This window comes from Chitinophagaceae bacterium C216 (assembly GCA_028485475.2).
GTDB classification, from domain to species: Bacteria; Bacteroidota; Bacteroidia; order Chitinophagales; family Chitinophagaceae; genus Niabella; species Niabella composti.
This window is the reverse complement of the sequence record CP144143.1, coordinates 1,453,952-1,480,458: the sequence shown is the minus strand read 5'-3', so window position 1 is coordinate 1,480,458 and position 26,507 is coordinate 1,453,952. Positions and strand designations below refer to the sequence as shown.

Genomic DNA, 26,507 nt, shown 5'->3' with positions numbered 1-26,507 from the left:
ATTGCATTTATAATTTTCTTCTAAGATGATCCTTTACATGCTGCAACCATTCTTCTTTTAATATGCTGAGCACAATGGTATCTCTTCTTCTTCCATGCATCGCTCTATTACTGCGCAATACACCTTCTACTGTACACCCAATGCTCTTCATAGCCGCTATACTTTTTTCATTGGTATTATCAGCCTCAAACTGTACACGCACAGCGCCTATATTCTCAAAAGCGAATTGTAACAATAGATATTTGGCATGCTTATTCAAACCAGTACCTTGAAACTCCTTGCCATACCATGTATTACCTATGCTCAGCACGTTATGCACCGGAAATATATCATAATACCTCGTAGAACCGACATAAGCGTTCTTGATTTTGTCAAATACGATAAAGGAATAATACAATCCGTTTACTCTAGCCTGCACTGCCTGTTCTACATAATATTTCATTCCATGATCTACCGGTGCTGAGCCTATAGGAAAATACTTCCACAGATCGGGTTCCTGTTCATAAAAAATATTCAAATGCGCATCGTCACCTAATTGCAGCGGCCTCAATAGTACACGCTCATCCTCTAAAATATAATCCTTGGCAAAATCAATATTCATGGTATCCGAACTGTGCATTCCTTTCTCTCTAAAAAGTGTTTAGCTTGTGGCCATCACTCTCATATAAGTATCCATATCCTTATCTCCACGACCACTAAGGCATATCACAACATTATCCTCTTTCGCAAATTGCACTTTATTCAATGCAGCCAACGCATGGGCACTTTCCAAGGCAGGAATAATACCTTCCAGACGCGCTAATTCGAAAGCTGCATCCAATGCTTCCTGATCGGTTGCACTCAAAAACTTACCCCTCCCGGTGGCGTGTAAATTCGCATGTAGCGGTCCGATACCGGGATAATCCAGTCCGGCAGAAATACTATGAGGTTCTACTACCTGACCGTCTTCGGTCTGCATTACATAACTTTTGCTACCATGCAGAATACCTGGACGGCCCAATTGAGTCGTTGCAGCACTTTTACCAGAATGTACTCCACAACCTGCTGCTTCTACAGCGATGATATCTACTGAAGGTTCATCTAGAAAATGATAGAAAGTACCTGCGGCATTACTTCCACCTCCTACGCAAGCAATAACGGCCTTAGGTAACTCCGTACCTGTTTTCTCTTTCAGCTGTGTACGAATCTCACTGCTGATAACACTCTGAAAGCGGGCCACCATATCCGGATAAGGATGAGGTCCCACTACACTTCCTATAATATAAAACGTTTCTTCGGGATGATTAATCCAATCACGAATGGCTTCATTCGTAGCATCTTTTAAAGTGCGGCTGCCGCTGGTAGCTGGTACCACCGTAGCTCCTAGCATTTTCATACGAGCCACATTGGGGGCCTGACGCTCAATGTCTTTTTCACCCATATACACAATACACTGCAGTCCTTTCAGCGCACACACTGTTGCCGTGGCCACACCATGCTGTCCGGCCCCAGTCTCGGCTATAATGCGCTTTTTACCCAAACGCTCTGCCACCAATATCTGGCCTATAGTATTGTTCACTTTATGGGCTCCTGTATGACAGAGGTCTTCACGCTTCAAATAAATATTAGTATTATACTTCTGTGATAAACGAGATGCATAATACAAGGGAGTTTCACGTCCGGCATAATCCTTCAGCAAACCCTTATATTCTTCTTGAAAAGAAGCACTATGGATAATTTCGAGATAATTGACACGAAGCTCTTCCACATTGGGATATAGCATTTCCGGAATATAAGCACCGCCAAATTCGCCGTAGTAACCCAGCTCGTTGGGTTCTTTATAACTTGATTGCATTATTGTCAAATACGTTTTAGGGGCTGTAAAGATAAGGAAACTGTACGCCATTATTGCCTCAGCACAAACAGGACGCTTAAGAGTGTAAACGAAAATATTATCGACGTCTTCTTACAATATAATCCTACCGATGTGCTATATAAAAAGCTTAACGGGTATATTTTCCTCTTTTTGCACGCAGATATTTAGATCGAATTACATCCTGCACATTTATGCCGGATATTTTGCTTTCCAGCCAGCTGATAACATCCAAATAGGCAAAAGCTCGAGCTTCTAGGCGATTTTCCTGATACTTCTTCAGCTTAGCCAATAGCTTCTCAAACTCAGGCCTGATGGTCTTTTCATTGAACTTCAATGCACGCCTTAAGAAGGCAAAGATTTCTTCCTCCACTTTACTCAAATTCTGCATCTTAGCCATATAACGATATACGGATTTAATCAGATACTCCAGCAGATTATAGTTTTTCAACTCGTAATGCGCAATAAGATGCAACAGTCTAGAATAGCACTGTAAGTCAGTCCGTAAATCATCTCTCTGATTGATAATTCTGTTCAGATAGTCTATGGCCTTACTGTTATCGCCACTGCCAAAATACAGACAGGCGATTTTGTAGTAGAACACCATCACTCTATGACGATCGAGGTATTTCCCATACTTCACCAGCATCTCCTCCAGGAAAGGCACCATTTTCAACCCTTTTTGGAAAGTTCCTTCCAGAAAATGCAGATTGATTACTGCCGTGTACAAATACACATACGTTACAATGCGGTTGTTATCGATATTCTGCACTAAACTGCTCTGCGCAAATTTTTTAAACTTCTTGATGGTGGCAGCCAGCTTATCGTGATTTAGCAGATTAAAATGTGCTGCCATCAAATTGTGCATTCCCTTGGCATACATAATTGTTTCTGCCTCTATCATTTTGGGGTTTTGCTCAAAGAGATCTACCCATTTTTGGCTGTATCGATAATACATCAGAAAATCGAGTCGGATATAGGCATACCAAACATAACTCTGATATAGATAAGCCTTTTCATAAAAACTGTCTCCAATATCCGTTTTAAGATGCAAGTCCATGAAAGCCTGCACCACTTTCATGTCTTTTTCATTACGGGCATGACCATTTTGTATATACCAGCCATATAGTTGTAAAGTAAGGTTGGACAAACTATTGATGCTGCTGATGGTAGTATTGACCTTCTGCGACTCATCAGTTAGTTCATCAGCCTTTGTAGTAAGACTGCGCGTGATATATAAAGCTTCTATTTTCTTTTCGAAGAAGAGCGCCTGTTGTAAGTACGTAAGTTGATAATGCGTACGTGCCATGTCCTTAATTTTTTCCAGCATTTTCAAGGTCTGATGATACAAACCTTTATTATACAAGATGCGGGCAAAATCCAGCATTTCATGTAATTGCTGGTCAATGTTGCGATCTTCTTTGAGTACCCTCAGGCTACTTAATATCTGACGATATAATAATGCTTTGGTATTAGACAGTTGCGCTTTACTCACACTGGGCACCTTTTTAAGCAGCAAAGCTTCATCGTATTCCTGCATCTTGTCCAAGGCATCAAATAGCTGTATACTCTTGAAGCTTTCCGAACCGGAATTCCTTTTCACAAAAAGCTTCAAATTTCTCTTTTCTGATTTCTGAAGAGACTTTACTAATTGAAACAACGTATCTGTACTTCTACTGGGCATTGTAATTTTTACACTTGTCATAGATTGAAAATCAATAAGATATCAAAGAATAACAAAATTTATATGGCGTAAATCCTTTTTAATTGGGTTTCCTGCACAATATAGGAATGTTTACTTTTATTGACAGCTATTTATAAAGGCTGAATAGCTGTGCTAAAATTCTGAAATTTTATTCATTTATAATGCTTTAAAATTTATGGCACAAGACAAAGTATTTATTTTCGACACAACCCTCAGAGATGGAGAACAGGTTCCAGGATGCAAACTTAATACCGAAGAAAAGATTAAGCTTGCCTTAAAGCTGGAGGCTTTAGGTGTAGATATTATCGAAGCTGGTTTCCCAATCTCCAGCCCGGGGGATTTTAAATCTGTGGAAGAAATCTCAAAAGCCATAAAAAACGCTACAGTAGCCGGTCTAAGCCGTGCAGTACAAAAAGATATTGAAGTAGCCGCAGAAGCATTAAAACCTGCCGTTAGACCTCGTATTCACACAGGTATAGGAGCTTCAGACAATCATATCAAATACAAATTTAACTCCACTAGAGAAAACATATTGGAACGGGCCGTAGCTGCTGTAAAACTGGCGCGCAATCTGGTACCTGATGTAGAGTTTTATGCCGAAGATGCTGGCCGTGCCGACATTCAGTTTTTAGCACAGCTCACCGAAGCGGTAATTGCAGCCGGCGCCACAGTGGTAAATATTCCAGATACTACCGGATTCTGCCTGCCGCATCAGTATCAGGAAAAAATAGCCTACTTGATCAACAATGTTCCCAATATCGATAAAGCTATTTTATCCTGTCATTGTCATAACGATTTGGGACTTGCAACAGCCAACTCCATCGCCGGTGCCATGGCGGGGGCACGCCAGATCGAATGTACCATCAACGGAATTGGAGAAAGGGCCGGTAATACTTCTCTGGAAGAAGTAGTGATGATTATCAAAAAACATCCCGAACTGAACCTCTATACCAATATCGACACTACTAAATTATTACCGATGAGTCGTCTTGTCTCAGAAACCATGCGTATGGTCGTCCAGCCTAACAAGGCCGTCGTCGGTGACAATGCATTCTCTCACTCTTCAGGAATACATCAAGACGGCTTCTTAAAAGAAGCTTCCACTTATGAAATCATTTCTCCTGATGAAGTAGGTGCCGATACATCGCGTATTGTGCTTACAGCCCGCAGCGGACGCAGTGCATTGGCTTACCGATTTAAGAATCTAGGATATAATTTCGACCGCAATCAGGTAGATGAACTTTATCAGCAATTCTTACGCATTGCTGATGAAAAGAAAGAAGTAGAAGATGCAGACCTCATTGTAATTGCGGATAAAATGAAAGCACTTGCCGAATAATCATCGCAAAATCATTACTATAATCAGCAGCAATATTGTCTGCCACTACCTGTTGCAGTACAAGCAAAACTGAACACGTAGTTAGCCTTTAACATAATTACAAGCGGATCATACATACTTTTAGAACATTATTTATTTTATGAGCGAACTAAATAAATACTCGAAAACCATTACGCAAGACCCTACACAGCCTGCCGCGCAGGCTCAACTATATGCCTTAGGATTAACAGAAGAAGACCTTAAAAAAGCCCAAGTGGGTGTCGTAAGCATGGGGTACGATGGTAATCCCTGTAATATGCACCTGAATGAGCTGGCAGCAGAAGTAAAAAAAGGAGTTTGGGAAAACGACCTCGTAGGTTTGATATTTAATACAATCGGCGTCAGTGATGGAATGAGTAACGGTACCGACGGGATGCGTTATTCGCTGGTAAGCCGTGATATTATTGCCGACTCCATCGAAACCGTTTGTGGAGCTCAGTATTATGATGGATTGATTGCTATTCCCGGATGCGACAAAAACATGCCCGGTTCCCTAATGGCCATGGGGCGCTTGAACCGCCCAGCCATCATGGTATATGGAGGAACCATTGCCCCCGGTCATTATAAAGGTCAGGATCTAAACATTGTTTCGGCTTTTGAAGCATTGGGCCAAAAAATAGCCGGAACGCTTGACGAAAACGACTTTAAAGAAATTGTAAAAAGAAGCTGTCCGGGTGCTGGAGCTTGTGGAGGTATGTATACGGCTAATACAATGGCTTCTGCAATCGAAGCAATGGGTATGAGCCTTCCTTATTCCAGTAGTAATCCGGCTTTAAGTGAAGAAAAAAGGCGCGAGTGTAGAGAAGCCGGTAAATACATCCGCATCTTACTGGAAAAAGATATCAAGCCTCGCGATATCATGACTCGTAAGGCTTTTGAAAATGCGATTACCATTGTAATTGCATTGGGAGGAAGCACCAACGCCGTATTACACCTGCTGGCCATGGCAAAAAGCGTTAACGTGCCCTTGACACAGGATGATTTTCAGAAAATCAGTGATAAAACACCAGTGCTGGCAGATTTCAAACCCAGTGGTAAATACCTGATGCAGGATTTACATAAAATCGGCGGAATACCAGCCGTGATGAAATATTTAATGAAGAACGGATTTATCGATGGTAGTTGTCTTACCGTTACCGGTAAAACCATTGCAGAGAACTTGGAAAATGTTCCAGACTTGGATTTTGACTCGCAAGATATCGTAATGCCGCTCGATAAACCCATCAAGAAAACAGGACATTTACAAATCTTATACGGAAACCTCGCCGAAAAAGGTAGTGTAGCAAAGATCAGTGGTAAAGAAGGGGAGCGCTTTGAAGGAACTGCTCGTGTATTCGACGGGGAAAAGAAATTAATTGAAGGCATTGCCAATGGCAGAGTAAAACCCGGAGATGTCGTCGTCATCAAAAACGAAGGCCCTAAAGGTGCTCCTGGTATGCCCGAAATGCTGAAACCTACAAGTGCGATTATCGGAGCAGGATTAGGAAAATCAGTAGCGCTTATTACTGATGGACGATTTAGTGGGGGTACGCATGGGTTTGTGGTAGGTCACGTAACTCCGGAAGCTTATGAAGGCGGTTTAATCGCATTCGTACAAGATGATGATATTATTGAAATTGATGCTGTCAATAATAAAATCACGTTAAAAGTCCCGGATGAGGAAATAGCAAGGCGCAAAGCCAACTGGCAACGCCCGCCGCTTAAAGCCACCAATGGGGTATTGTACAAATACGCAAAACTGGTGAAAGATGCTTCTGAGGGATGTGTAACCGACGAAGATTAAAAATGACAAAAGAGTATTTCAAAGAGCTAGCTTCATACAATGCTTGGGCTAACGCCCAAGTTTGTAACTGGATCCTGCAATTAAGCAACGAGCAGTGGGGCCAACAGGTGACAAGCAGCTTTAACAGTATTGAGGCAACCGTACTACATGTCGTCAGTGCCGAAAATATTTGGCTGCAAAGGTTTCAGGAGCTCGAACACACAGAATGGTTGCAGTCATCGTTCAGCGGAACAAAAGAAGAGCTTGTGGATATTTGGAGAAATGTGTTCAGAGATATAAAAACCTTCCTAGAGACTTTTGAAGAAAGCAAGCTCCATGCGCCTCTGCATTTTAAAACATTGAACGGAACCCCTGATGCAAAACCTTACTATCAGGTCTTTGCTCATATGTTCAATCACAGCACGTATCACAGAGGACAACTGGTAACCATGCTGAGGCAAGTGGGCTTTACGGAAGTAGCATCTACCGACTTATTAAACTTTTACCGACAATCATAAAAGTCTTGACCTTATCGCATGGTGCGATAAATAAAAAGAAAGTTATTATGGAAACAGCAACAACACCACAAACAAAAACAACCGCACCCGAAGTAAAAGAAATCAGCGGTAGTGTAGCTGTATTGGAAGCATTAATAGCTGAAGGCGTGGATACCATATTCGGATATCCGGGCGGTGCTATAATGCCTATTTATGATGCACTCTATGATTATAACGATAAAATCAAACATATACTGGTCCGTCATGAACAGGGAGGTATTCATGCCGCACAGGGTTATGCACGTGCCAGCGGGAAAGTAGGTGTGGCTTTTGCTACCAGTGGCCCCGGTGCCACCAACCTGGTAACAGGTTTAGCCGATGCTCAGATAGACTCCACTCCTATTGTATGTATCACAGGTCAGGTGTTCGCACATCTGTTAGGTACTGATGCTTTTCAGGAAACCGATGTAATCAACGTCACCATGCCGGTTACCAAGTGGAACTATCAGGTTACCGATGCAAGCGAAATTCCTTCGGTAATGGCTAAGGCTTTCTATATTGCCCGCAGTGGCCGTCCGGGTCCGGTACTGATAGACATCACCAAAAACGCACAGCTTCAATTATTCAAAGCAGCCCCTTATCAAAAATGTACCCATGTTCGCAGCTATCGCCCTAAACCTATCGTGCGCAAAGAGTACATTGAACAAGCGGCCGAGCTTATTAATAAAGCGGAAAAACCCTTCGTAATTTTTGGTCAGGGAGTAATATTGGGCAATGCCGAAAAAGAGTTCAAAGCGTTTATTGAAAAAGCCGGTACTCCTACGGCATGGACCATTATGGGAGAAGGTGCTATTCCTACCGACCACCCGCTGGGCGTAGGTATGCTGGGTATGCATGGTAATTACGGTCCCAACGTTCTAACCAATGAATGTGATGTACTCATCGCTGTAGGTATGCGTTTCGATGACCGCGTAACCGGACGTCTAGACAAATACGCCAAACAGGCACAAGTAATCCATTTAGATATTGACCCTGCAGAGATTGACAAGAATGTAAAGACCACTGTGCCTGTATGGGGCGACTGTAAGGAAACATTACCACTCCTTACTGCATTAATCGAAAAGAAAGAGCATACTGCCTGGTTAAATAAGTTTAAAGAATACGCCGAGGAAGAATACAATCAATGCATTCAACCAGAAATGTATCCTCAGGGCGATATAATGAGCATGGCTGAGGTTATAAGAGAACTCAATGAGCTTACTAAAGGTGAAGCCATCATCGTTACAGACGTAGGCCAACACCAGATGGTAGCCTGTCGCTATGCAAAATTCAATCAATCCCGAAGCAATATTACTTCTGGTGGATTGGGAACCATGGGCTTTGGCCTGCCGGCCGCTATAGGGGCCAAATATGGCGCACCTGATAGAGAAGTAATTGCTGTTATTGGCGACGGAGGTTTTCAGATGACATTGCAAGAACTGGGTACCATTATGCAGTTTGGCGCACCCGTAAAAATTCTAATATTGAACAATGAATTCTTAGGCATGGTACGTCAGTGGCAGCAACTGTTCCACGACAAACGATACTCCTTTGTAAATATTACTAGTCCAAACTTCGTTACATTAGCCAAAGCTTATGGAATAGAAGGTAATTCTATAAGCAAACGCGATGATCTAAAGACTGCACTTAAAACCATGCTGGAACACAATGGTAGCTATTTGCTGGAAGTAATGGTAGGCCGTGAAAATAACGTGTTCCCCATGGTACCACAGGGATGTAGTGTGGCAGAAATTCGATTAAAATAAAAAGGTTGTAGCCCCGATTGCAGTAAAACAGTTGAACTCAATTTAACTATTAACAAAATGAAACAGCAATATACAATTACCGTTTATGCTGAAGACCGAACAGGTTTGCTGGCACGCATTACCATTATCTTCTCCAGACGTAAAATCAACATTGACTCCTTAAGCACCTCTGCGTCCGAGATTCCTGGTATCCATCGCTTCAATATCGTGATTGACGAAACAGAAGAAGTCGTAAGAAAACTTTGTCGCCAAATAGAGAAACAGGTAGATGTATTAAAAGCTTACTACAACCTGAACGAGGAAATTGTATGGCAAGAGCTTGCATTATACAAAGTTCCTACCTCTGAGGTTACAGATAAGATGGTCGTAGAACGCATTCTGAGAGAGTATGGAGCAAGAGTCGTTTCAATCAATAACGACTATACCGTGTTTGAATGCACAGGACACAGAGAGGAAACTGACAGACTGGTGAAAGTATTTGAAAAATATAATCTCATTGAGTTTGTACGTGGCGCCCGTGTAGCTATCATCAAAAAAAGCGAAGGCTTTCACAAAAAAATCAAAGAATTTGAAGCTAAAGAGCCAGGTGAAGAAGCCGTCGAGAACGAATATCTCAATCAAAATGACAAAGTGTTCACAATGTAATTTATTTTAGTTCATTAAAACAGATATGTTTATTCTCGACAACATAAATACTATAAATAAAAAAATAGTTGAAATCGTCTCCGAAACGGAGTTGGATGTTATTAATAAAATTCCAGAAGGCTTTAATAACAATATAGCCTGGAACTTTGGCCATATTGTAATCAGTAGTTACAGTCTGGCATTTCTTGCCACCGGGGCCGACACAAGCATTCAACTACCATATGTAGAGCAATATAAAAGAGGTAGCAGCCCCCAAGGACCTGTATCGCAGGAAGAAATAAACGAATTAATATCTTTAGCTGATAATTTTACCGCTGAAGTACGTGCGGCATTAGATGCAAATAAATTCAGCCATATCAACACTTATACTACCCAAACTTTTGGTGTACCTATAACAAACATTAACGATATGCTGACAACCATTGCTATGCACAACACACTTCATTGGCAGATTATAAAAGACTATAAAAGAATCCTTAAATCATAAATCTTAAATATTAAAACAACAATGGCGAATTATTTTAACACGTTACCATTCAGAGAGCAGCTAAAACAATTAGGTGTTTGTGAATTCATGGATAAAGATGAGTTCGCAGATGGTGTTAATGCGCTGAAAGGAAAAAAAATCGTTATCGTAGGTTGTGGTGCTCAGGGTTTAAATCAAGGGTTAAACCTGAGAGATAGCGGACTGGATGTTTCCTATGCTTTGAGAAAAGAAGCTATAGAGCAAAAAAGAGCAAGTTGGAAAAATGCTACCGACAACAACTTTCAAGTAGGTACGTACGAAGAGCTGATTCCTATCGCTGACTTGGTAATCAATCTTACACCCGACAAGCAACACACCAGCGTTATCAACGCGGTTATGCCATTGATGAAAAAAGGTGCTACATTATCGTATTCACATGGCTTCAATATTGTAGAAGAAGGCATGCAAATACGTAAGGATATTACCGTAATTATGGTGGCTCCCAAAAGCCCGGGTAGCGAGGTAAGAGCGGAATATCTGCGCGGCTTTGGAGTGCCTACGCTTATCGCCGTACACCCCGAAAACGATCCGGAAGGAAAAGGCTTAGAGTGGGCCAAAGCCTACTGTGTAGGTATCGGCGGACATCGTGCCGGTGTACTGAGATCATCTTTTGTGGCTGAAGTGAAATCAGACCTAATGGGAGAACAAACCATTCTTTGTGGTCTGCTACAAACAGCTTCGATTTTGTCGTTCGATAAGATGATTGAAAAAGGTATCGACCCCGGCTATGCTGCCAAACTCGTACAATATGGAGTAGAAGTTATTACCGAAGCATTGAAGCACGGCGGTATTACAGGCATGATGGATCGCCTGAGCAATCCAGCTAAAATAAAAGCCTTTGAGGTGGCTGAGGAGCTGAAAAGCATCATGCGCCCATTGTTCGAAAAACACATGGACGATATCCTCAGCGGTGAATTCAGCAAAACCATGATGGAGGACTGGGCAAATGGTGATGCCAAATTGCTGAAATGGAGAGCTGAAACTGCTGAAACTGCATTTGAAAAAACTCCAGCAGGAGATATGCCTATTAGCGAACAGGAATATTTTGATAACTACACCCTAATGGTGGCCTTCATCAAAGCGGGCGTGGAACTAGCATTCGAAACCATGGTGGATGCAGGCATTAAACCCGAATCTGCCTATTATGAGTCATTACACGAAACCCCGCTAATCGCCAACACAATTGCTCGTAAGAAGCTTTACGAAATGAACCGCGTCATCTCTGATACAGCTGAATATGGTTGTTACCTGTTTGATCAGGCTTGTAAACCGTTGTTGGCAGATTTTATGAAGAAAGTGGATACCGACTTAGTAGGTAAAAACTTTAATGAAGGTAAAGACAATTCGGTAGACAACCAGTTGCTGATTAAAATCAACGAGGCTATCCGCAATCACCCCGTTGAAGACGTAGGTCGTGTATTGCGTAAAGCAATGACAGCAATGAAGTCTATCAAAGCATCTTAATATTTCACATATTTCGTAGCCCGGTTCCCCGGGCTATGCTATAAATACACAACTATAAACATTGCTGCGAGTGCACAAACTAATTTTGTTGCACTCGCGGCAATTAAATTTTATATCTGTTCCATGACGAGATTGAGGATTGAAAACCTATCGGTACATTACGGTACTAAAACTGTATTAGACAATATAGCATTTAAGGCTGATGCAGGCAGTTGTTGGATCATACGTGGTATAAGCGGGAGTGGGAAAACCACATTAGGACTAGCAATTGCAGGAAGAATAAAATATATGGGTGGTATCCATATACAGTATGACGAGAACAGCCCTCTTCCCGCACAGACATTATATGTAGAGAACTGGTATCGTTTTACTAACCTTGAAGGGGATCGAAATTTTTATTATCAACAACGCTATAATCGCCAGCAACGAAGAGAAACTTTAACAATTGAACGTGAACTAGAAGTATTCGGAGCAACACATGCTTTACAAAGAGAAACTCTTGACAAACTCATTGCTGCTTTTAACTACTCAAAAGTATTGGATGAGCAGCTCTTTGAAGTTTCCAGTGGCGAACATAAAAAACTACAGCTGATTAAAGCCCTATGGCTGCGGCCACAACTGCTGATTATAGATCAGCCCTATACTGGATTAGATACCGCATCCCGAAAAACATTGAATAATTTGTTTTACACCTACACGCAGGCGGGAGGTACGCTGTTGCTTTTAGGCAACGATCCAGAACTACCAGAAGGAGATTTGCACTTTGCAACAATGAACCATGGCAAACTAGCATTAGGAGATCATCTTCCTACAAGCATTAAAAAGGCATTGAAACCGCTGCCCGATTTTCTAAAAACATCACCTGAGTATACCAGCACAAATTTAATCAGCATGAAGGATGTAAACATCCATTATGATGAAAAGTATGTACTCCGCGACATCAATTGGGAAGTGAATGCTGGAGAACGATGGCTTCTGCAAGGCCCTAACGGCTCAGGCAAATCTACTTTATTAAGTCTCATTACCGCCGACCACCCACAGGCATATGCACATGACATAAAACTTTTTGGCGTACGACGCGGCAGTGGCGAAAGCATCTGGGACATTAAAAAACGTATTGGCATGATATCTCCAGAGTTGCACTGGTATTTCGATACCACCGCAAGTGTGGCAGATAGTATAGCCTCCGGATTCTTTGACGCCAATGGATTGTATCAACCTTTGAGGTATTCTCAAAAAGTACAGTTAGAAGAGCTGTTACACTTTCTCGATCTGTACGATGTAAAAAATGAGCTGCTGGCAACCCAGCCCTTGGGCAAACAACGACTGGCATTGTTGGGACGTACCATTATCAAGAACCCGCAACTACTAGTGCTGGATGAACCCTGCCAAGGATTGGATAATGAACAGACGCAATACTTCAACGACTTAATAGACGAAATCAGCAAAAACGGTATAACGATTATATACGTTGGGCACTTCGAATCACTATTACCCAGCTGTCTAACTCACAGACTAGTATTACAAGAAGGTCGTATTGTAGAACGTACCACTACTACACACGACGCAAAGCTTCCGTAGCAGCCTTTATCACGTTATCTTCCTTTGCAAAGCAAAGACGAATAACTTTGGAATTTTGTGGAGCTTTATAAAACGCGCTCAGTGGTATGGTAGCGACTTTATGCTCCTTAGTCAACCACTGAGCAAATGCTACATCATCGATATCACTAATGGCACTATAATCATATAACTGAAAATAAGTGCCGATGCTCTTATTGAGCATCTTGAAGCGAGATTGTTGCATCCCCTCCATTAGCAAATCCCTTTTGTTTTGCAATAACTTCGCGGCAGCTTCTCTTTCATATATTTCCAAATATTTTGCAAGTGCATACTGGGCAGGTGTATTAACACTAAAAGTTAGATACTGATGTATAGAACGAAATGCCTCTGTAATTTCCTTTGAAGCCACACAATATCCCACCTTCCATCCAGTAATATGAAAGGTTTTACCGAATGAATAAATAGAAATGACTTTATCCTGCAAACCTTCTTGCAAAAATCCGGGAACATGCTTATATCCATCATAAACAATACTGTCATACACTTCATCCGAAACCACATAAATATCCCTGTCTTGAATCAACAATGCCAGCTGTTGCCAGTCGTCTTTCGTCCAAACGTACCCCGTAGGATTATGCGGCGTATTAATCAGTATAGCTTTGGTTTTCTCTGTGATGGCGTCTGCAAGCTGCTGCCAATCCATTTTAAAACCATTGGCAGCATCTAATGTAACTTTTACCGGTACCCCACCGTTAATTTCTATAGCTGGAAGATAGCAATCGAAAGCAGGTTCCAGATAAATCACTTCATCACCTTTATCTATTAAGGCTGTAAGCGCAGTATAAATACCATATGTAGCCCCTGGCGTGATCGTCACCACATGCGGCGAGCAGAAATTCGTATTATACCGTTCATTTAGTTCCTGAGCAATCATCTCGCGCAACTCAACCAATCCTTGCATGGGAGCATACTGATTATATCCATTCACAACGGCTTCTTGTAGTAATACATGCAGCTCCTGCGCTATAGGATAATCAGGCAACCCTTGCGAGAGATTATAAGCATTTTCCTCACGCGCAAGGTTGGTCATGGACGTAAAAATATTCAGGCGAGGTGCCGAGTGTTTCGAATGCAGTTTCATCAAACAGAATTAGGTTATGCAAATATGCAACAAGTTCTGCTTTAAAAAAGATTTCTCATAACCGTATCCAACCCATGTTTGTATTTTTGCTGAACTATTTAATAACATTTATCATAAACATATGCATTCCGTAACAGTCGAAGCTGTAACTGCCGCCGCACAAAGACTCCAATCCGTAGTTACCCGAACGCCCTTACAGCTGAACATATCTTTAAGTCGTCGCTATAAAGCCAATATATATTTAAAGCGCGAAGATCTTCAACTGGTACGATCATATAAGCTACGCGGTGCTTATAACTTGATGAGCTCTTTGCCTCAAGAACAACTCGACTGTGGAGTGGTGTGTGCCAGTGCAGGTAATCATGCACAAGGATTTGCTTTCAGCTGCAAAGCCCTCAATATTAAAGGCACCATTTTTATGCCTTCCATTACTCCCAAGCAGAAAATTACACAAACCAAAATGTTTGGTGAGGACAATATTGAAATTATCCTCACTGGTGATACCTATGACGACTGTGCCAGTGCTGCCAAAAAGTTTACGGAAGAAAACAACATGACCTTTATCCATCCTTTTGATGATGAAAAAATAATCGAAGGACAGGCTACTGTGGGATATGAAATATGTGAACAACTGAAAGATATCGATTACGTCATTGTTCCTATTGGCGGTGGAGGCCTCTGTGCGGGTGCTGGCAGCTATATCAAAACAATCAGTCCTGCCACTAAAATCATCGGCACCGAACCAGAAGGCGCTCCTTCCATGACGGAAGCACTGAAAGCCGGCCATCCCGTTGAATTAAACAACATCGACCGCTTTGTGGATGGTGCAGCTGTAAAACGAGTAGGTGATATAACTTTTGCAATTTGCCAGGACATTCTTGATAATGTAATTCTAGTGCCGGAAGGGGAAATATGCACCACCATTCTGGAACTGTACAATAGAGATGCTATTGTTGTAGAACCTGCCGGCGCACTTTCTATTGCAGCCCTTGATTTCTTAAAGGACGATATAGAAGGTAAGAATGTAGTATGCATTGTAAGTGGTAGCAATAATGATATCGACCGCATGCAGGAAATCAAAGAGCGTAGCTTACAGTATGAAGGATTAAAACATTACTTTCTTATCAACTTTGCACAAAGACCCGGTGCTTTAAAACAGTTTGTAAATAATGTACTGGGACCAGACGATGATATCACACGCTTTGAATACATGCAAAAGACTAATAAAGAAAGTGGGCCGGCACTCATTGGCATTGAATTGAAAAACAAAAACGATTACAACCACCTCATCGAGCGCATGCAAAAACTGAATATACAGTTTAAAGAACTAAACAAAGACGACTCTTTATTCAGCTACCTAGTATAAATCATCATCTCATTTTCTTGGCAATATCCTGAGAAGGAGAAGGATTTTTATGCCCTAAACGCAACTTCTCGTTGCAGGAATTGAAGTAAGAAAACAGCACTTTTCAATTAAATAAAATCTAAGAAAAACGGCAAACTTTTGTAAAAATTCAATAATTTGGAAATTTCTTTATTTTTTTTATCCTTTTTGACGATTTTTTAACTATTTTACATGGCTCACGATTGCCTGCTCCATATTGAAAAGCTAAATTTTTATGTAAAAAATTTATAAGAGGAACGTAAGGTATGACAAAAAACAAAGGTCTCTATGACCCCGCCTTCGAGCGCGACGCATGTGGTATTGGTTTTGTCGCCAATATTAAAGGTAACAAGAACCATCAAACTATTTCAGACGCGCTTACGATTTTAGAAAATATGGAGCATCGAGGAGCCTGTGGTTGTGAAGCCAACACAGGTGATGGGGCAGGAATTATGATTCAGATCCCCCATGAATTTTTCTACGATGAATGTCTCCACTTAGGTATTACACTCCCTGCTATTGAAGAGTATGCTGTAGGTATGGTATTCTTCCCTAAAGAATCACGAACACGAGAAGAATGCCGCGACATCTTCAACAGGGCTGCTGAAAAGTTGGGCATGCGTGTTATACACTGGCGCAAGGTGCCGGTAAATAACTCAGACATTGGCCCTAGCGCCCTAGAGGTCGAGCCTACTATCGAGCAGGTTTTTGTAGAGCGTCCTGCTGGTGTAAAAACAGCCATCGAGTTCGAACGTAAGCTGTTTGTATTACGCAAGTACGCAACCCACATTACCAGTAACGCAGTTAAGAAAGATCCCATTGGTTTCTACATAGCATCTCTATCATGCCGCACCTTAATTTATAAGGGGCAGCTTACTAGCCATCAGGTACGTGAATACTTTCCTGATCTTTCCGATAAACGTGTAGTAAGTGCATTTGGATTAGTACACTCTAGGTTTGCGACCAATACATTCCCATCTTGGAGATTGGCACAACCTTTCCGCTTTATTGCACACAACGGAGAGATTAATACCTTACAAGGTAATCTAAACTGGTTACGCTCCGCTGAGTCCAGCTTCGAATCGCCTTTGTTTAGCGACGAAGAAATGGATATGCTGGTACCTATCGTGAGCAACGATCAGAGCGACTCTGCATGTTTAGATAATATGATAGAGCTGCTGTATCTGACCGGCCGTTCATTACCCCATGTAATGATGATGCTAATACCTGAAGCATGGGATGGTAATGAAGACATGGATCCAGTAAAGAAAGCCTTCTATGAGTTCCATGCCTGCTTGATGGAACCATGGGATGGCCCGGCTTCTATCTCATTCACCGACGGGAAAATCATCGGTGCTACACTGGATAGGAACGGCTTACGCCCATCGCGCTACTGCGTTACTAACGATGGACGTGTAATCATGGGTTCCGAAACAGGAGCTTTACCGGTAGATCAGAGTATCGTAATAGAAAAAGGAAGATTGCAGCCTGGCAGAATGTTCCTAGTGGATATGGAACAGGGCCGCATTATTAGCGACGATGAACTAAAACGCGATATCTGCTCCAGAAAGCCTTATGGCGAATGGCTGAACAAATATAAAATCCGTTTGCATGAGCTTCCTGAGCCTCGCGTAATGTTCAGCGATCTTAGTTCTGAACAAATCTTTAAATATCAAAAAGCATTTGGTTATACCTCAGAAGATATAGAAAACATCATCATGCCTATGGCTACCGATGGTAAAGAGCCGGTAGGATCCATGGGTGTAGATGCTCCGCTCGCTGTATTGAGCGATCAACCTCAACATTTAAGTCATTACTTTAAACAATTATTTGCACAGGTAACCAACCCGCCCATCGATCCTATCCGTGAACGGATGGTAATGTCGTTAGCAACATTCGTGGGTAATAATGGAAGCCTGCTAATTGAAGATGAAAAAGACTGCCACGTTGTGGCACTGAAGCAGCCTGTATTAACCAACTACGAGCTGGAGAAGTTGCGCAGTATCGATACAGGAAGCTTCCAGGCCAAAACCCTGCAGTGTTACTTCGTAGCCGATGGTAAGCCCGGATCTTTACGCCGTGCATTGGACCGATTGTGCCGTTATGCCGAAGATGCAGTAAATGACGGCTTCGAGGTATTGGTATTGCAAGACCGCGCTATCGATGGTCAGCATGCTGCGATCCCTTCGCTGCTCGCAGTTTCGGCAGTGCATCATCACCTTATCAGAAAAGGCCTGCGTGGAAAAGTAGGTTTAGTTGTTGAAGCCGGTGATGTATGGGAAGTACACCACTATGCATGTTTGCTGGGCTTTGGTGCTACCGCCATCAATCCTTACTTGGCACTTTCTACAATTAAACTGTTAAAAGAAACCGGTAAGATAAAGACCGATAAATCTGTAGAAGAACTTGAGAAAAATTACATCAAAGCTGTAAATGAAGGATTGTTGAAAGTATTCTCTAAAATGGGAATCTCCACCCTACAGTCCTATCAAGGAGCACAGATATTCGAAATTATCGGTATCAATAAAGATGTAGTAAACACCTACTTTACCAATGCCACTTCACGTATCGAGGGTATGGGCTTGGACGAAATTGCCCGTGAAGCATTGGCAAAACATAGCTTTGCATTCACTCGTAAACAGTTGCCGGTGGACATGCTACCCACTGGAGGTTTCTATCAATGGAAACGCAAAGGTGAAGCCCACTTATTCAATCCGCAAACCATCCACTTGTTGCAGTACTCAACAAGAATGGGCGATTACAACTTGTTTAAGAAGTTCACCAAGCTTATCGATGAGCAAAGCAAAAAAGCAATCACACTCCGCAGTCTGCTCGACTTCAAACGCACGCGTCCTTCTATTCCAATAGAAGAAGTAGAACCTGCTGAAAACATTTATAAAAGGTTCGCTACTGGTGCAATGAGCTTCGGCTCTATCAGCTGGGAAGCACACACTACCTTGGCAATAGCCATGAACAGACTAGGAGGTAAAAGCAATACCGGTGAAGGTGGTGAAGACGAGATTCGTTATAAACCACTTGAAAACGGCGACAGCATGCGTAGTGCTATCAAACAGGTAGCTAGTGGTCGCTTTGGTGTTACCAGCTTGTATCTTACAGAAGCAGATGAACTGCAGATAAAAATGGCTCAGGGTGCAAAACCCGGTGAGGGTGGACAGCTTCCAGGGCATAAAGTGGATGAGTGGATTGGTCGTACCCGACACTCTACTCCGGGTGTAGGATTGATTTCTCCTCCCCCACACCACGATATTTACTCTATTGAAGACTTAGCTCAATTAATACACGATTTGAAGCATGCCAACCGTCATGCACGCATCAATGTAAAACTGGTAAGTAAAGCCGGTGTAGGAACTATTGCTGCAGGGGTAACAAAAGCTAAGGCCGATGTAGTATTAATCTCAGGACACGACGGTGGTACTGGAGCTTCTCCATTAAGCTCTATTCGCCATGCAGGTCTGCCTTGGGAACTGGGTCTGGCCGAAACACAGCAAACCCTGGTGAAAAATAAACTACGCAGTCGTGTAGTATTGCAAACCGATGGTCAGTTACGTAGTGGTCGTGATATCATTATCGCCACCATGCTGGGTGCCGAAGAATGGGGTATAGCTACTGCAGCCCTAGTGGTAGAAGGTTGTATTATGATGCGTAAATGTCATCTGAATACCTGTCCGGTAGGTATCGCCACTCAAGACCCCGATCTTAGAAAACGCTTCTCTGGAACTGTAGAGGCTGTAGTCAACTTCTTCAAGTTCCTGACTCAAGAAGTACGTGAACTGATGGCTGAACTCGGCTTCAGAACTATCGATGAAATGGTAGGTCAGGTAGATGAGCTGAAAGTAAGAGAGGGAATTGATCACTGGAAATATAAAAATCTGGATCTCTCTCCTATTCTTTATAAAGAGCCTGCTGAAGAAGGTGTAGCAATTTATCACTGCGAAGAGCAGGATCATGGTTTGGATTCCATCATCGATTGGAAGTTTATTGAAGCTGCCAAACCGGCGCTGGAAAACGGTACTCCGGTAAAAGCTTCTTTCGATATCGTAAACACCGACCGTGCCGCAGGTACCGTACTGTCGCACGAACTTACCAAAAAGTATCGCGATGCAGGCCTTCCCGAAGATACCATTCACCTGCAACTGAAAGGTACCGCTGGACAAAGCTTCGGAGCCTTCTGTAATCAAGGAATTACGCTGGAGTTAGAAGGCGATGCAAATGACTATTTTGGTAAGGGTTTAAGTGGTGCCAAACTAATCATCTATCCTAATAAAAAAGCAGGATTCGTTCCGGAAGAAAATAGTATTATCGGTAACGTAGCCTTTTATGGAGCTACCAGCGGCGAAGCCTATATCCGTGGAAAAGCCGGTGAAAGATTTGCCGTGCGTAATTCCGGTGCTATAGTAGTTGTGGAAGGCGTGGGTGATCATGGTTGCGAATACATGACCGGAGGTAGAGCCATTATACTGGGCGAAACCGGTAGGAACTTCGCAGCCGGTATGAGCGGTGGTATCGCCTACATTTACGATGCAGCACAAAAGTTTGCTCGTAACTGTAATATGGAAATGGTAGAACTGGATCCCTTAGAAGCGGACGATGTGACTTTCCTACAACAATACATAGAAAGGCACTATAAGTACACCGAAAGTACCGTAGCTAAGTTTATCCTGGACGACTTTGAAAACCAGCTTAAAAACTTTGTAAAGGTATATCCAACCGAGTACAAGAAAGTTATGCAGGCCAGAGTAGCACAAAAACAAACTGCATAAACGACTACCATGCGGAACATAGCTGATTGGATTTCCGATCATCTATGTTCCTTCTGTAATTAATCTCAATATCAAAAAATTAGAAATCTTATATAACAAATGGGCAAACCAACAGGATTTTTAGAATTTACTAGGGAGCTTCCTTCCAAAAAGCCGGTGGAGGAGCGAATCCAACACTATCGCGAATTCGTGGAGCTTTTCCCTGAGGAAAAGTTAAACAACCAGGCAGCCCGTTGTATGGACTGTGGCATACCTTTCTGTCATAGTGGTTGCCCGCTCGGAAACGTTATTCCCGAATTTAATGACGCCGTTTATAGAAAAGATTATCGCGAAGCATACGAAATATTAGCATCCACTAATAACTTTCCTGAGTTTACAGGACGCATCTGCCCAGCACCATGTGAAATGAGTTGCGTACTGGGTATCAATCAACCTCCTGTAACCATTGAAGAGATCGAAAAACATATTATCGAAATCGCTTTCGAAAAAGGCTTCGTTACTAAAAAAGTACCTAACGTTAGAACCGGCAAAAAAGTTGCCGTTATCGGTAGCGGACCGTCAGGTCTGGCGGCAGCGGCACAACTGAACTACGCAGGTCACTCTGTAACCGTATTTGAACGCGATGAACAACCCGGAGGTTTATTACGCTATGGTATTCCAGACTTCAAGCTGGAAAAATGGGTGGTAGACCGGCGTATTGCTTTGTTACAGGAGGAAGGAGTAGAATTCAGATGTCACGCTAACGTGGGGGTAAATGTTAAGGTGAGCGATATCATGCGTCAGTACGATGCTATCGTACTTTGCGGTGGCTCTACTGTACCTCGCGATCTTCCTATTCCAGGACGTAACCTGAAAGGTGTTTATTTTGCAATGGAATTCCTGAAGCAAAATAATAAGCGCGTAGCCGGAAAAGATTTCTTAGCACACAAAGACATCGAGAGCAATATTCTTACCGAAGAAGTATTAGCAACCGGTAAAAACGTAGTGGTGATTGGTGGTGGAGATACCGGTAGCGACTGCGTAGGCACCAGCAATCGTCATAAAGCAGCTTCTGTAACACAGTTCGAATTGCTACCCATGCCTCCGAAAGAGAGAACTCCTTCGATGCCATGGCCTACTTATCCCATATTACTTAAAACTACTACCAGCCATGAAGAAGGAGCACAGAGATACTGGAGCATTTCTACCAAAGAGTTCATCGGCGACGAAAACGGGCATCTTAAAGCGTTAAAAGTAGTAGATGTGGAATGGTCTACACCAGCTCCTAGTCAGCCTGCCCGCTTTACCGAAGTTCCGGGAACAGAAAGAGAAATCCCCTGTGAACTGGCGCTGCTGGCCATGGGATTCGTACATCCGCTGCATCAGGGATTATTGGAAGAATTGGGTGTAGAATTGGATAACCGTGGCAACGTAAAAGCTGAAGAAGGGAAATATGCTACTAATATACCTAAGGTATTTACTGCAGGCGATATGCGTCGGGGTCAAAGTCTTGTAGTATGGGCAATCAGCGAAGGACGCGAATGCGCGCGCAAAGTCGACGAATACCTGATGGGTACTTCCCTACTGGAAAGCAAAGAAAGTTCTATACTAATGAATTTTCAATAAACAAAAAGAATATCATAAATAAAAAAATCCCTTTATGAAAAGGGATTTTTTTATTCGATAACAATCGAATGAAAGATACAACAACAATGCATGCCATCGAATATCGAAATCAAAGACAAAGCCAAGGATAGCACAGGGATAAAGGTTCAAACTTTTAGAAAAAATATTAGAAAAACCAACCCTCACAAGCATAATAGCTACTTGGAATTAATCTACTTATCTCAAGGAAAAGGTTCGCATACTATAGATGCTGAAACCTTCCCTATTGAGCCACCCGTTCTTTTTGTAATCAGACAGGATCAATTACATTTTTGGGATATCACAGTAGAACCCGAAGGATTTGTACTTATTCTTAAAAAAGAATTTGCAGAACAATATTTTGACCCGGAATTAAAATATTTATTTACCCAACTTCATCAATACACCAAATTAAGTGAACCTTCTCAGGAAGCACCATCTATTAGCCACATCTTTCATCTGTTGGAAGAGGAGCTAAAATTGAATACTTATCCCGATATCACATTTTTAAGTCTTCTCAAAGCCTTACTTGCAAAAGTGTTGCGTACAGCATCAGTGTCAAAACCTCAGGCCGGAAGTTTGTATGCTTCATTTATCCAACTACTGATCTCATCCAAAAATCAGATGAATACAGTATCACATTATGCAAAGCTACTTCATACCACACCACAAAATCTAAATGCTGCCTGCAAAAAAGAAACGGGCAAGGCTGCAGCAGAAATAATTGCTTCACATGTAATCGCAGAAGCGACAAGGCTTTTGTTATACACCCAACTATCTATTTCGGAAATTGCATACCTCCTTAACTTTAAAGACAACTCACACTTTTCTAAATATTATAAGAAAAATACAGGCACCACGCCTTCTTTCTTAAGAAAGCATCCATAAATACCATATTTTTTTCAAATAGACCACACAAATAGGTTGCTTCTACGCAACTTCGTGATCTCTAACAAGCTTTTATGACACAACGATTACTATTCATGGCATGGATATGTGCCCTCTCCTTGTCTTTAAACGCCCAATCTGTAATAAGTGGAACTATTGTAGATAGTGTAGAACAAAAACCACTCCCCGCCGCTACCATACAAGTACTAAGTGCTAACGGCTCAATAATAAAAAGCGAAAAAACCAATGATAAGGGCTACTTTAAGATAACTACACCCCACATATCAAAGGGGAAAATAATAATTAGTCATATTAATTTTCAACCTCTAGAAATAACGCTACCATTAGAAATACAGCCAACCTACGACCTAGGCATACTTTACTTATTGCCCCAATCCTATTCCTTAGCAGCTGTGGTGGTGGAAGGACGTAAAGCTCCTGTATCATTTAAAGTAGATAGACAAGTATATAAATCTTCTCAGTTTACCAATGCGGCTAATGGAACAGCGGTGGACGTAATTCGCAATCTACCCGCCATTTCGGTAGACGCTAATGGGACCATCTCCTTTCGAGGGTCCAACAGCTTTTTAGTGCTAATTAATGGCAAACCTACACAGGGAGATCCTAGCTTTGTATTGAGCCAATTACCGGCAGGAGCCATTGAAGATATAGAACTCATTACAAGCCCTTCTGCCGCTTATGATGCTGATGGGAAAAGTGGGATTATTAATATTGTAACAAAAGATAGTGTAGAGGACGGTTGGATCATTCAGGCCAATCTTATGGGAGGCGCACCCCCTATTAATGATTTCGACAATAAACGTTACAACCATCCTAAACGTTATGGCTTCGATGTTTTAGCAGGGTATAATAAAAATAAATGGAACATAAATGCAGGTATCAACTATTTGCGCAATGATCTGGCAGGATTTAGAGAGGGGGATGTATACACTATCATTGACGAGGTAAAAACATCCTTCCCTTCTACAGGAGAGCGGAGTTATAAAAGATATAATTATGGTGCCAGAATGGCTGTGGATTTCCAAGCTAATTCTTCCAATACCTTTTCAACGGGCTTCTATATCGGAAAAAAATATCAAAGCCGGGTAGCCGATCTATTGTATCATAACTCCCGAGAAAATTTAAATACAGGGGCGATCACCTACTTTAATTATTTCAACGAAAATACACAGAATAAAGAAGGAATTTTTACATTAGCCAACCTAGACTATATACATACCTTTGAAGATAACTCTAAAATCAGTTTCTCTGGGTTATTTGAACAGGCTAAACTATCGGGTACCACATACAATCTTAATCTCCAATATCCGCAGCTAATAGATACCATTCAATATACGGTAAATCCTAGCACCAATCCATTAAAAGCATACAGAGGAAAAGTAGACTACTCTAAAGACATTGCTAATGGCAATCTTCAAATAGGATATCAGTACAGATACGATATACAAAATGGCGACTTTTTGTATCTTACTAAAATCAATGGTTCTAATGATTTTGAAACCGATCCTACATTTCCAAGTAAGGTCGATGTAAAGAATCATATTCATGGCGGATATGTACAATACAGTGGTAGAGCTGATAAATTAAACTACTCAGCAGGACTACGATTGGAACACTCCGAGCGAAACTTATATTTTTCACAGAGCAGTGAAAACAACAAGCTATCTCTTACCAATCTCTTTCCATCCGTACAATTGCGCTACGCCGCATGGAATAAAGGTGTGATAAAAGCAGGGTATAATCGACGTATCAAACGAACCAATAATTATGAGCTCAATCCCTTCCCCGAAAGAGAACACTCTGAAACGCTGGAACAAGGTGACCCGAATCTTCTTCCCGAACTCACAGGGACTTATGAGCTGGGTGTAGAACAAGGTTTAAAAAGAGGTAATTTTTTTATCACTTTATATCACCAACGAATACTGAACCCTATTCAACGCGTAAACAAAGTATTTAATGATACCATTTTAAATAGAGTGTTCACAAATGCAGGAAAAGCCACACAAACCGGTGTGGAGGCAAATTTAGATTGGCAGCTTACCCACGTATGGCGCTTTTTATTAGGCGGCAACCTATACAAATACAAAATCAAAGGGGCCATTTTTCATGGAACCATCCCTGTAAACAATCAAAAATGGGTATACAGTATCAATAGTACACAGTCGTTCGCATTGCCCAAAAATTGGTTACTGCAATTAAGCGTTAACTATCTTTCCTTAAGAGCTACGGCGCAAGGGGAAGATGGTGCGTTTTTAACACCGCATTTTACGGTGAAAAAAACAACGACTGATAAACGATGGTATTTCCAATTGCAATGGCTGAATATAGATGCCGGCATGAAGATATCTAACCGCCAGCGTATTACCACTTGGGGTAACGACTTTTATACAACCACTAATTACATTTATGAACCTGACCAACTACAACTTTCGGTGGGCTTTAATCTCCTTAGAAAAAACCGAAAAATTAAACTACCACAGAGTGAAATTGGAGAAAAAGAGTTTTAATAAAAAAAGAGCCGTCGTTAATACGATGGCTCTTTTTCAAAACAAAAAAAACAATCACGGCTTCTTTTTTACCACTTCATAGAGAACCTTTCCATCCTCTCTCACCTCTTTATAATAAAACCCATTAGGTGAAACATATTGTTTCTCACCATCCACAATTACCTCTCTCGAATTTTTAGGCAACTGCTCAAAACGATCTCCAATTTCCGGCTCAATAAAATAGAAACTAGAGCTATCTTTAGAAGAATGGGATGGCACTTCATCTCCCGATGATTCTTCGTAACGATAAGATGGTGTTCTTTCTGCATCCTCTTTTTCATCGGTGTACAACTCACCATTCTTACCTTTTATGATATATACGGTATTACCGGCATCGTCCCTGTCTTTGTAATAGAACACCCCATCCTTCTCATAGTAATACTTCCCGTTAATTTTTGTCAACTTAGCACCGATGGGAATTCTATGTAGTGTCGCTCCCACCGGTGGTTCCACCACTTCAAATCCGCCATCTTCTCGCTCGCGGAAATAAGTATTGTTTTTATAATAATAAGTAATACCGTTAATTTCTTTTCTCACAGCCCCTGCAGGCAAATGATGAGTTCTGGCTCCGGGAGGGGGCAATACCACATTCACGCCCACACCCACAGCAGGTCCCCAATAACCGCCAAATAATCCACCTACTCCCACCGCTATCACAGGACGCGTGCGGTATACTGGATAGGGGCGATAATAGCGTACCCGCTGTGCATTAATCTCGCTATAAAAAAGAAAGAAAAAAACTACCCAAAAGGCTGAAAATAAAAAACGCTTCATTCCCTTTTGTTTTTTTGAAAGACGCGCTAAAAACTAAAAAGGCTGCATGCGATAAAATAAATTTTATAGAGGGCTTTTCGCTCCATCAGACCTGCATTTTCCCCATTTATTTCTATATTCACATCCAGTATTATTATTTACATTTGAACTTCATA

18 protein-coding genes are annotated in these 26,507 nt (G+C 41.8%); 13 read left to right on the top strand and 5 right to left on the bottom strand.

Annotated features, from left to right (window positions below):
- Positions 1-7 precede the first annotated feature (7 nt).
- The 3 genes from PIECOFPK_RS06110 to PIECOFPK_RS06100 all read right to left on the bottom strand — a co-directional run bounded on the left by PIECOFPK_RS06110 (position 8) and on the right by PIECOFPK_RS06100 (position 3,455).
- Positions 8-619 (bottom strand): GNAT family N-acetyltransferase, encoded by a 612-nt coding sequence (locus PIECOFPK_RS06110; RefSeq protein ID WP_409966743.1) that lies wholly within the window; start codon positions 617-619, stop codon positions 8-10.
- A 21-nt stretch (positions 620-640) separates the two neighbouring features.
- A complete protein-coding gene (trpB, locus tag PIECOFPK_RS06105) occupies positions 641-1,834 on the bottom strand; it encodes a tryptophan synthase subunit beta (RefSeq protein WP_330973531.1) in 1,194 nt (397 codons plus the stop codon).
- Between the two features lie 148 nt (positions 1,835-1,982).
- On the bottom strand, positions 1,983-3,455 hold the full coding sequence (locus PIECOFPK_RS06100) for a hypothetical protein (RefSeq protein ID WP_330973530.1): 1,473 nt from the start codon (positions 3,453-3,455) through the stop codon (positions 1,983-1,985).
- A 277-nt stretch (positions 3,456-3,732) separates the two neighbouring features.
- Between PIECOFPK_RS06100 and PIECOFPK_RS06095 the strand changes: the two genes are divergently transcribed.
- The 8 genes from PIECOFPK_RS06095 to PIECOFPK_RS06060 all read left to right on the top strand — a co-directional run bounded on the left by PIECOFPK_RS06095 (position 3,733) and on the right by PIECOFPK_RS06060 (position 13,215).
- Entirely contained in the window at positions 3,733-4,896 is a 1,164-nt protein-coding gene (locus tag PIECOFPK_RS06095) for a 2-isopropylmalate synthase (RefSeq protein WP_330973529.1), read from the top strand.
- Between the two features lie 139 nt (positions 4,897-5,035).
- A complete protein-coding gene (gene ilvD / locus PIECOFPK_RS06090; protein WP_330973528.1) occupies positions 5,036-6,718 on the top strand; it encodes a dihydroxy-acid dehydratase in 1,683 nt (560 codons plus the stop codon).
- A 2-nt stretch (positions 6,719-6,720) separates the two neighbouring features.
- The gene (locus PIECOFPK_RS06085; RefSeq protein ID WP_409966742.1) at positions 6,721-7,215 is read left to right on the top strand and encodes a DinB family protein; all 495 of its coding nucleotides are present in this window, start codon (positions 6,721-6,723) and stop codon (positions 7,213-7,215) included.
- A 47-nt stretch (positions 7,216-7,262) separates the two neighbouring features.
- A complete protein-coding gene (ilvB, locus tag PIECOFPK_RS06080) occupies positions 7,263-8,999 on the top strand; it encodes a biosynthetic-type acetolactate synthase large subunit (protein ID WP_409966741.1) in 1,737 nt (578 codons plus the stop codon).
- Between the two features lie 57 nt (positions 9,000-9,056).
- Positions 9,057-9,644, top strand: a complete 588-nt coding sequence (gene ilvN, locus PIECOFPK_RS06075) for an acetolactate synthase small subunit (RefSeq protein ID WP_330973525.1) — start codon at positions 9,057-9,059, stop codon at positions 9,642-9,644.
- Positions 9,645-9,669: 25 nt separating this feature from the next.
- Entirely contained in the window at positions 9,670-10,131 is a 462-nt protein-coding gene (locus tag PIECOFPK_RS06070; RefSeq protein ID WP_330973524.1) for a DinB family protein, read from the top strand.
- Positions 10,132-10,152: 21 nt separating this feature from the next.
- Positions 10,153-11,634: a ketol-acid reductoisomerase gene (gene ilvC / locus PIECOFPK_RS06065; protein ID WP_330973523.1), complete on the top strand. Its 1,482-nt coding sequence runs from the start codon at positions 10,153-10,155 to the stop codon at positions 11,632-11,634.
- A gap of 123 nt (positions 11,635-11,757) precedes the next feature.
- Positions 11,758-13,215 (top strand): ATP-binding cassette domain-containing protein, encoded by a 1,458-nt coding sequence (locus PIECOFPK_RS06060; protein ID WP_409966740.1) that lies wholly within the window; start codon positions 11,758-11,760, stop codon positions 13,213-13,215.
- Here the strand turns inward: PIECOFPK_RS06060 and PIECOFPK_RS06055 are convergent.
- On the bottom strand, positions 13,190-14,335 hold the full coding sequence (locus PIECOFPK_RS06055) for a methionine aminotransferase (protein ID WP_409966739.1): 1,146 nt from the start codon (positions 14,333-14,335) through the stop codon (positions 13,190-13,192). The two genes, PIECOFPK_RS06060 and PIECOFPK_RS06055, sit on opposite strands and share 26 nt — an antisense overlap.
- A gap of 121 nt (positions 14,336-14,456) precedes the next feature.
- Between PIECOFPK_RS06055 and ilvA the strand changes: the two genes are divergently transcribed.
- The 5 genes from ilvA (at position 14,457) to PIECOFPK_RS06030 (ending at position 25,539) form a co-directional block, all read left to right on the top strand.
- A complete protein-coding gene (gene ilvA, locus PIECOFPK_RS06050) occupies positions 14,457-15,701 on the top strand; it encodes a threonine ammonia-lyase IlvA (protein ID WP_409966738.1) in 1,245 nt (414 codons plus the stop codon).
- Between the two features lie 284 nt (positions 15,702-15,985).
- Positions 15,986-20,500 carry a glutamate synthase large subunit gene (gene gltB, locus PIECOFPK_RS06045; protein WP_409966737.1) on the top strand — a complete coding sequence of 1,505 codons (4,515 nt, stop codon included), beginning with the start codon at positions 15,986-15,988 and terminating at the stop codon, positions 20,498-20,500.
- A 99-nt stretch (positions 20,501-20,599) separates the two neighbouring features.
- Entirely contained in the window at positions 20,600-22,105 is a 1,506-nt protein-coding gene (locus tag PIECOFPK_RS06040; protein WP_409966736.1) for a glutamate synthase subunit beta, read from the top strand.
- Positions 22,106-22,195: 90 nt separating this feature from the next.
- The gene (locus PIECOFPK_RS06035; RefSeq protein ID WP_409966735.1) at positions 22,196-23,011 is read left to right on the top strand and encodes a helix-turn-helix domain-containing protein; all 816 of its coding nucleotides are present in this window, start codon (positions 22,196-22,198) and stop codon (positions 23,009-23,011) included.
- Between the two features lie 74 nt (positions 23,012-23,085).
- Positions 23,086-25,539: a TonB-dependent receptor domain-containing protein gene (locus PIECOFPK_RS06030; protein ID WP_409966734.1), complete on the top strand. Its 2,454-nt coding sequence runs from the start codon at positions 23,086-23,088 to the stop codon at positions 25,537-25,539.
- Between the two features lie 54 nt (positions 25,540-25,593).
- Here the strand turns inward: PIECOFPK_RS06030 and PIECOFPK_RS06025 are convergent, their stop codons facing one another.
- Positions 25,594-26,352, bottom strand: coding sequence for a DUF6515 family protein (locus PIECOFPK_RS06025; RefSeq protein ID WP_330973515.1), 759 nt, complete (start codon positions 26,350-26,352; stop codon positions 25,594-25,596).
- Positions 26,353-26,507 lie beyond the last annotated feature (155 nt).

Excerpts from the sequence above, each read along its gene's own strand:
- PIECOFPK_RS06070 (WP_330973524.1), top strand. The coding sequence starts at position 9,670 with ATGTTTATTCTCGACAACATAAATACTATAAATAAAAAAATAGTTGAA.
- ilvB (WP_409966741.1), top strand. The coding sequence starts at position 7,263 with ATGGAAACAGCAACAACACCACAAACAAAAACAACCGCACCCGAAGTA.
- gltB (WP_409966737.1), top strand. The coding sequence starts at position 15,986 with ATGACAAAAAACAAAGGTCTCTATGACCCCGCCTTCGAGCGCGACGCA.
- PIECOFPK_RS06110 (WP_409966743.1), bottom strand. The coding sequence starts at position 619 with ATGCACAGTTCGGATACCATGAATATTGATTTTGCCAAGGATTATATT.
- PIECOFPK_RS06085 (WP_409966742.1), top strand. The coding sequence starts at position 6,721 with ATGACAAAAGAGTATTTCAAAGAGCTAGCTTCATACAATGCTTGGGCT.
- PIECOFPK_RS06040 (WP_409966736.1), top strand. The coding sequence starts at position 20,600 with ATGGGCAAACCAACAGGATTTTTAGAATTTACTAGGGAGCTTCCTTCC.
- PIECOFPK_RS06060 (WP_409966740.1), top strand. The coding sequence starts at position 11,758 with ATGACGAGATTGAGGATTGAAAACCTATCGGTACATTACGGTACTAAA.
- PIECOFPK_RS06030 (WP_409966734.1), top strand. The coding sequence starts at position 23,086 with ATGACACAACGATTACTATTCATGGCATGGATATGTGCCCTCTCCTTG.
- PIECOFPK_RS06025 (WP_330973515.1), bottom strand. The coding sequence starts at position 26,352 with ATGAAGCGTTTTTTATTTTCAGCCTTTTGGGTAGTTTTTTTCTTTCTT.
- PIECOFPK_RS06095 (WP_330973529.1), top strand. The coding sequence starts at position 3,733 with ATGGCACAAGACAAAGTATTTATTTTCGACACAACCCTCAGAGATGGA.
- ilvC (WP_330973523.1), top strand. The coding sequence starts at position 10,153 with ATGGCGAATTATTTTAACACGTTACCATTCAGAGAGCAGCTAAAACAA.
- ilvN (WP_330973525.1), top strand. The coding sequence starts at position 9,057 with ATGAAACAGCAATATACAATTACCGTTTATGCTGAAGACCGAACAGGT.
- PIECOFPK_RS06055 (WP_409966739.1), bottom strand. The coding sequence starts at position 14,335 with ATGAAACTGCATTCGAAACACTCGGCACCTCGCCTGAATATTTTTACG.
- ilvA (WP_409966738.1), top strand. The coding sequence starts at position 14,457 with ATGCATTCCGTAACAGTCGAAGCTGTAACTGCCGCCGCACAAAGACTC.
- trpB (WP_330973531.1), bottom strand. The coding sequence starts at position 1,834 with ATGCAATCAAGTTATAAAGAACCCAACGAGCTGGGTTACTACGGCGAA.
- PIECOFPK_RS06035 (WP_409966735.1), top strand. The coding sequence starts at position 22,196 with ATGCCATCGAATATCGAAATCAAAGACAAAGCCAAGGATAGCACAGGG.
- ilvD (WP_330973528.1), top strand. The coding sequence starts at position 5,036 with ATGAGCGAACTAAATAAATACTCGAAAACCATTACGCAAGACCCTACA.